5 protein-coding genes are annotated in these 7,871 nt (G+C 43.5%); all 5 read left to right on the top strand.

Annotated elements, in window-relative coordinates; genetic code table 11:
• Positions 1–435: hypothetical protein (locus FJ354_06920; protein ID MBM3906383.1), on the top strand; the 435-nt coding region annotated here is incomplete at its 5' end.
• Between the two features lie 101 nt (positions 436–536).
• Positions 537–1,499, top strand: a complete 963-nt coding sequence (locus FJ354_06915; GenBank protein MBM3906382.1) for a methyl-accepting chemotaxis protein — start codon at positions 537–539, stop codon at positions 1,497–1,499.
• Between the two features lie 55 nt (positions 1,500–1,554).
• Complete coding sequence (locus tag FJ354_06910; protein MBM3906381.1) at positions 1,555–5,712, top strand: peptidase S8; 4,158 nt, start codon at positions 1,555–1,557, stop codon at positions 5,710–5,712.
• A gap of 39 nt (positions 5,713–5,751) precedes the next feature.
• Positions 5,752–6,360: a Rieske 2Fe-2S domain-containing protein gene (locus tag FJ354_06905; GenBank protein ID MBM3906380.1), complete on the top strand. Its 609-nt coding sequence runs from the start codon at positions 5,752–5,754 to the stop codon at positions 6,358–6,360.
• A complete protein-coding gene (locus FJ354_06900) occupies positions 6,341–7,792 on the top strand; it encodes a cytochrome bc complex cytochrome b subunit (protein ID MBM3906379.1) in 1,452 nt (483 codons plus the stop codon). The genes FJ354_06905 and FJ354_06900 overlap by 20 nt, the downstream gene beginning before the upstream one ends.
• The last annotated feature ends 79 nt before the right edge of the window (positions 7,793–7,871 follow it).

Genomic DNA, 7,871 nt, shown 5'->3' with positions numbered 1-7,871 from the left:
TACAAAGATAACACCCTGCCGGATCCATACACAACTGCAGATGAACTCGACATTTCTGGCACTTCGTTCATCGGTACTGTAGTACCACCTCTTGAGAGAGCACCAGCTGCTAACGCAAGAGTTGTTGACGCCTTCGGCAATACCTTAGATGAGGTATCCGTAGACCAACAGGTACAAATCACAGCCGAATTGAACAACGGTCAGGACAGAGAGCAAGCATTTGCATACTTGGTACAGATCCAGGATGAAAACGGAGTTACTGTTTCACTGGCATGGATTACAGGTTCATTATCAGAAGGTCAATCATTCAGCCCAGCATTGTCTTGGACTCCATCAGCATCCGGTACTTACACTGCAACAGTGTTTGTATGGGAAAGTGTTGATAATCCAACAGCGTTGAGCCCACCAGTATCTGTAGACATAACTGTCAGCTAAGACGAAAATAATACTATCCCTTTTTTCTTTTTTTTACTAGAACAAAACCTAGCGGATGCTATCACAAGTAATATCTATCAGATATCTTTCATATTGAGCAGATGAAATTATTGCTCGTATTTTGTTTCGTATTTTCTCTCGGCGTTTCCCAAGCATTTGCTGCGCAGCTGGATTTTTTTGCTGACAACCAAATCTATTCTCCGGGAAAACCGCTTTTTGTGTATGGCAAAGCCCTCCCAGGAGAAGACATAGTTCTTCGATTCACGGATCCGGCTGAAAACGTCATAACGTTTACTCAGGTTACTACTGACAATAATGGCAAGTTCCAGGCAGAACTGTTCGTCTGGCCGGAATCATCAATCAAAATACCGTATGGAACATACACCGTAGAAGCAATCAGTACCCAACAAAACGGGCTTTCCAAATTAATAGAAATCAAATTTTCCCCGACAACAGAAATAGAAAAAATTCCCGTCTCTAGAGACATAATGACACTTGTCTTTACTCCCGAGACCGCCGCACTGGGACAACCGTTCCGAATTTTCACCCAGGTAACTAGCGATGGTCTGTTGGTTGGTGGAAGCCCGGAGAAGCTGCTTGGCACAACACACGTTCATTTGCCAGACGGACAGGCAGTTAACCTGTCTGCATCATTACAAACTCTGCACCCTGGACTGTATTATGCGGAATTCACTCCAACTCAGGAGGGAACACACGTATTCCATGCAGTAGCCTTCTCACAGGGAACAATATCACACGGCTCTGCAGCTACGGTAGTCCTAAAACAAGACTTGGGAGGGATATCAACGCAAATCATCGAGCTAAATTCCGTACTAAAAGATACGTCATCAGAGCTGGACAATCTAAAATCTGAAATAGAAGGATTTGGCTCTTCGCTGGATTCTGCTAGCAAAAACATCGATGACAGCGTTACTTCTATATCAAATTCCGTTAAAAACATGGAAAATGCATCGCAACAGCTAAACTCTTTGTTGTTTCCAATTGTTGCATCAATTGCAATAATTGTGGCACTGCAAATTGTCATTATTGCAAGAAGAAGATAGTACCACCATGTTTTTTGGCACAAAAATCCTCTCGCTGACCCTCTGTGTCCTTTTGATGTCTTCTGTGTTTTCAAACTCTTTTGCATATGATAAATTTGACAATCCCTCTGGGACAAAATTAGATGCAAGCTCATTTACTGATCTGGTCCTAGTCCCAAAGGAAACTCTGCAAAACCACAACCTACAGCGCTATCTTGTATTTGGATACGGATCACCTGACGACATTGACACAATTTCCAGTGTTAGCACTGGCAACGGATTTTTTTCAATTGCCATACTTTCTGACCAATCAATTCCGGTTTTAAGCGCAAAAGGATACCAGATCATCAGGGATTTTCCGCTGGAATTTCATGACAGGGGCATGTTTTCAGAAATGGACCAGATCCGAGAATCCAGTGGGGCAGAGCTTGCGCAAATAAAATACAATTACACTGGAAATGGGATCAAGATCGCCATAGTTGATACTGGTGTTGACTTTTCAAATCCAGATCTCAAGGATTCTTTGGCACGGGACCAGAACAACCATCCAATCATGCTTGATGCCGACGGGCAGGGGCTCGTGATTACAAATGCTACCTTTGCTGCAAACATTGACAAGTACGGCGTTTTACAAAATCTCACAAAACCGGTAATTGAGAAAATAAACAAATCCCTTGACAAAGACGCAACATCGACTGTATACCTGACAAAAAAAGGCGCCTTTTTGAACCTAAAGCAAAATGGCAAGGGAACTCCAATATCCATATACAATTCGTTCTTTCCGGCAAGCGGCCCTGCGCCAATATTCAACGGCACCATACTAGATGATTACAAAATAGGCAAAAGCAAGCATGATTACATCAAATCCGCAAGCGGCGTTTACCATTTTGGGATGATGTACCAAGGAACAATGCAGGGACCATTTACCAGCGTTCAGGCAGTGCCTATACTGGTAGTGGATTCGCAGGTCCCTGGCAAATATGATACCATCATACCGGACCTTAGCACATCTTGGCAAGACTATACCAAGTTTGATCTAAAAAAGGGACAAAAGCCAAAATATGATTTTGACTTTACAGATGAAACACCAATTCGGCTGGGAGCTGGCAATGAATTTTTGGTATATGACTCCAACAAGGACGGAAAGCTGGACTTTAGTGCAGGTACTGTGGGTGCGCAAATAGTCGACATCTATGGAGTAATATCGCAAAACAAGTCATCTGTGGATACATTCCTCAAGGCTACAAACGGAACGCTACTGCCGCCACTAGATCCAAAGGGAGATTTCTTTGGCGTAATGACTGACTTTGCTGGCCATGGAACAGGGTCTGCAGCATCAATCGTATCCAAGGGAAAAGAACAATACGACATTTACAATAATACAAAAAAATACAAGCTGACGGGTGTTGCACCAAATGCGAAAATCATACCAGTAAAGGCTCTCTGGTTTGGCGACACTGTGTATGGCTGGCTTTGGGCCTCTGGATTTGACAATACAAACAACACGTGGAAGTTTTCAGGCAAGCCACGAGCCGATATAATGTCGAACAGCTGGGGCATTTCCAATTTTCCGTCACTGAAAACAACTCCAGGAATGGATGTGTTGTCTTTGATAGTAAATGTTTTGTCCACGCCGCAGTCAGTTGATCCGAAATATCCCGGCGTGACAATAATTTCCAGTGCAGGAAATGCAGGGCCTGGCTATGGCACCATGGGCCTGCCAAACGCCGCACCGTTTGGAATCACGGTTGGGGCTACTACAAACAATGTCTATGTAGGATATGGGGCGTTCAAGGGCCAGCCAAGATTTGGCAACACCACAGATAACGCAAACCACATGGTTGACTTTTCAAGCAGGGGCCCAAGCATAATTGGAGATCCAAAACCAGATTTGCTAAACACTGGGGCATATGGATTTGTGCCAAGCAACGTACTCAAGGCAAAAAAGGACTCTAAGGCGGAATCATTTTCCATGTTTGGAGGAACTAGCATGGCAGCACCGCTAGTTGCAGGCTCTGCGGCAATCCTAATGGAAGGACTACAACAAAAAAACCAAGAATACGATCCATTCATGATAAAAAATATTCTAATGTCTACTGCCACTGACATACAAAACGATCCGTTCACGCAGGGCTCTGGGTTTGTAAACTCGTACAGGGCAGCGCAACTAATCAATGGAGAAGGTGGAGTATTTGCAGTGTATAACAATTCCACGTATTACACAATAAAACAAGTCCTTGAACCTCCAATGATAAAACTAAATCAGACACTTCCTGGATTTGACATGTTCAAATTATCTGAAAAGGCACACCCGCAGACAAGCTGGTTTGGAGGAAGACTGGGGCCGGGCGACAAAAGCACAACCACATATACAATAGAAAATCCAGGCAACCAGACCATAACAATACAGGTGATTCCCCAAAAGCTAGCCCTGATTGAAAAATCAGAGATAAATTCTACTACAAAAATTCAACTAAAAGACATACTTTACAACAAGACAGGCGTGTTCAGGCCTGACTATATCAAGCTAAAAGATGTCTCAAAGCAAGAATCACTGTCCTCATATTATGAAAATAGAACTGTAATTCCAAAAGACGCAGAACTAATGGTGATGAACATGAACTTTGCCTTTTCGGACTTTATGAACAAGACAGAAAAGCTTTACGCATCGGACATGAAGATTGCCTCGCTATACCTCTATGACTGGAATGACAAAAACAAGGACGATCTGGTCTCAAGCAGTGAGCTCTCTCTAGTAAACAGAGGGGGCTCGTGGGGAACAGTCCAAGAACTGCGCGTATCTGATCCGAACACCAAATTCGAAAATGTGCCCCTCGTTGGCGTGTATCCAGTGCCTACAAGACACTCATACTGGTTAGGCGAGATCAAGAAAAATTCCACAGAGATGAACTATGAGCTGTCTGCGAGCTATTACAAAAAGCAAGACTGGAGCGATATCTGGGTTGACAATGGAATCATAAAGGTACCGCCCCATGGCACAGCCCATGTCTCTGCAACAATAATTGTTCCAGAGAATGCCAAGCCTGGAATCTATCAGGGATTTCTAAGATTCATTGGCAATAATCATACAGTAAATGCACCGTTGTCGTTTGCGATAACATCACAAATACAAAAGGAAAAACTGACAGTGATAGCTGGCCAAAATAACCCAGACATTTTGTATGGAAACGGCTACGTCAAGGGGGCGTTTGATATGACTAACAGGTACAATGCGGGAGACTGGCGACAGTATTATTTTGACATATCAGATTCTACAATCAACACAGCCTCAATTGACATATCTTGGCAAGACGGCGACACTAACTTTTCCGCATTTGTAATTGATCCGCAAGGTCGAATCATACAAAGCAATGTTCCTGCGGGCGTGTTTGGACAGTTACTTGACTGGCCTACATCTGACTGGCTTGGCATCACTCCGTTTAGTGAGGGCGGTGGATTTTATCCAGTCAAAAACAAAGACGCAACATCTACTTTATTATCTGCGCCAATAAACCAGACGGGAACATACACCTTATTGTTGCATTCAACTTTGTTTGGAGGCAAATCTACTACCGAACCGTTTACGGTAATTGGCAAATTTTCTTCCATATCTGCAGACGTATCACCACCTGTCATTGTTTTTCCTATTGATGAGTATGCCAATACAATTCCAATTCCTGCAATAACTGATGATGGCGAGGTTTCAGTCAAGTATTACCTTGATGGTATAGAAACTGATACCATATCTGACATATCTGAAGGCCCGCACACCATCAAAATAGAGGCAGCCGATGATGCCGGCAACACATCAGTACAATTCTATTCGTTTGTTGTGGACAAGACTGCCCCACAGATACTGGTCTCAAATCAGCAGGAGAGAATATCTGATGTATTGAGTATTGAGTTTGCTGTAGAGGATGAAAATCCCAATGTCGTTTCCGTGTTGCTGCCAGACGGAACCATACTTCAAAACCAGACCTCGATTGACTTTGATGCTAGAAATCTGGCTGATGGTAAACACGACATTATAATTCAGAGTATGGACAGGGCTGGAAACAAATCAGAAAAAACCATCACATTTGAAAAATCCGACATCATCACTCCGGTTGTAGCCAAAAACAATACAAAACTTGATCTCAATCTTGTCTTGCTGATTATATCTGGAATTATAGCGATCGGAATCGCCATCTTTATAATTTTGACAACCAAGTGGCAAAACTCATCAAAACGATGAAACAAGGTTTATAAGAAAAGTTTCGAAAAGCAGCTTTGAATGCCGCAAGGGGATAGTATCCAGTCATCTGCGCTATCGCGAAGAGATTTTCTCAAACTAATGGGTGCAGCAGGAACAGCACTGACATTTGCACCGTTCGTCCCATGGGGCAATTTCATGCCAAACCCGGACAGCGCAAAAATCGAAAGAGTGCCGGTAATTCTGCCGGACGGCGCCCAGGCAAATACTAAGACTTTTCAAATCAATCACGCCGAAGTCATCACATATCCAATGACAGGAGATAGAGTAATCGATGAAGAAGCGTTTAGAAAATGGCAGTTTATTCGATTGCCACAAGAACTTGGAGGTGACAAAAACGATGCCAGCTCATTTAGGGCTTTTAGCATGGTGTGCTTACATTTGTGGTGCCTTTGGAAATACTGGCCGCAAGAAGGCAGAAAAAGAGGCGAATGCCCGTGTCATGGAAGCATGTACAGCCCAGTGACTGGAACTGCATATGCAGGACCTGCGTCATTGCAGGCGACCCCGTCTAACACTTTACCAAATTTAGATTTGGAAGCTGATTCCATGGGAGACTTGTGGATACTGCCAGCCAAATTTTCACCAGACAAAAATGGAGTAGTAGGATATGGCCGTTTCGTTGAGTAGGCGCACAGGCACTGTTGCCTTTTTGTACTGGATCTGGGATGGACTAGAAAGAACAGTCTTTACTGGAGTAAAATTCTCATTCCCATCTAGATTTGTCAGTCCATTTGGATTTTTGGGAATGCTCACATTCATCGTATTTGTAATATTGGGAATTTCCGGCGCGTTATTGATGTTCTATTACATGCCTGTATTGGACAGGGCATGGGATAGTGTGGAGAAAATCAATAATGTTGTCCCATTTGGATTCCACATTAGAAACATCCACTATCATGGCTCCAACGCCATGGTTCTTCTGGCTATACTGCACATGTACTATCAATATTTCAGTGGAAGATACAAAATTAGAAACGAGATTCTCTGGGTAACCGGAGTCATACTGGGTACAGTAACAATACTTGAGGCATTTACTGGATACGACATCATATTTAGCGAGAGAGCAGAACTTGCAATCAGTATTGCGGCCTCTCTGACTAACTCCATACCTATAGCTGGGCCTACCATACGGGACGCCATGTTTGGGTCTGGATTTTCGGACTTTGTGCTTAGGTTCTATGCCCAACATGTGTTTATCCTACCGCTTGTAATGCTTGGACTAATGGCAGTTCATTTCCCGAGATTTCTGGTATTTGATGTGCCGATGGTCATGGCAATCTCTGGCGCTATTCTGATCACGGGAGGCGTTTTCCCAATTGACATGGGATTCAAGTTCGAGCCTACCGTACCGCCTGGAATTACCGTTCCGGAATGGTACCTGACAGGACTGTATGCATTTTTGAGAACCCAGTATGACAAGTTCGTAACAGGCGTGCTTTGGCCTGGTCTTTTCATAGGTGCTTTATTGCTGGTGCCATTCATAGATAGATACAAGAAATTCTCTTGGAAGGACAGACCGATGATTACTGCCTTTGGAATCACCGGACTTGCACAAATCATGGTTACTACATACTGGGGATTCTACATACCATCTGACACTACGGTTCCTCTAGTCCAAAGACTAGTCATCGACCCAATATTCTTCTATTTGGTAATGATTTTGCTAGTGCCGCTAGGATTTGGCTTTAGCTATATGATGATAAAGATGGCGCAAGAGGCGGAACGCAAGGCAAAGCTCAACAAGGACAAGGGACCAAAGAAAGTAGCAGAGATCAACTTGTCCCAGAAATGGATTAACTGGGTCATAATCGGGTTGCTGGTATTCCAAGTCTATCTAAACATAGCTGCATATAATGCGGCAATCACTGGCCTGAACAACTTATCACTGTTCTTTACAGGACTAATACTGATTGTATTCGCAGGAATGTTCCATGTGTACAGGTATGGTATGTCTGAGGCAAAGAGGCCTCCACCACCGCCCCCAATACCGGAGCCGCAGCTAGAGCAAGTGCCAGTACCGGAAACATTGGAACTCCCAAAACAAAAATCTGAAAATTAGCACTAAACTTATAAGACTTTTAGCGACAATAATGGTGTTGAGCAGCAAACCAACATCTAGTCATGCATATGGAATTGGC

It is taken from the genome of Nitrososphaerota archaeon (genome assembly GCA_016872055.1).
Taxonomy (GTDB): Archaea; Thermoproteota; Nitrososphaeria; order Nitrososphaerales; family Nitrosopumilaceae; genus Nitrosotenuis.
This window is presented reverse-complemented; position numbering and strand designations above follow the sequence as displayed.

Excerpts from the sequence above, each read along its gene's own strand:
- FJ354_06915 (MBM3906382.1), top strand. The coding sequence starts at position 537 with ATGAAATTATTGCTCGTATTTTGTTTCGTATTTTCTCTCGGCGTTTCC.
- FJ354_06910 (MBM3906381.1), top strand. The coding sequence starts at position 1,555 with ATGTCTTCTGTGTTTTCAAACTCTTTTGCATATGATAAATTTGACAAT.
- FJ354_06905 (MBM3906380.1), top strand. The coding sequence starts at position 5,752 with ATGCCGCAAGGGGATAGTATCCAGTCATCTGCGCTATCGCGAAGAGAT.
- FJ354_06900 (MBM3906379.1), top strand. The coding sequence starts at position 6,341 with ATGGCCGTTTCGTTGAGTAGGCGCACAGGCACTGTTGCCTTTTTGTAC.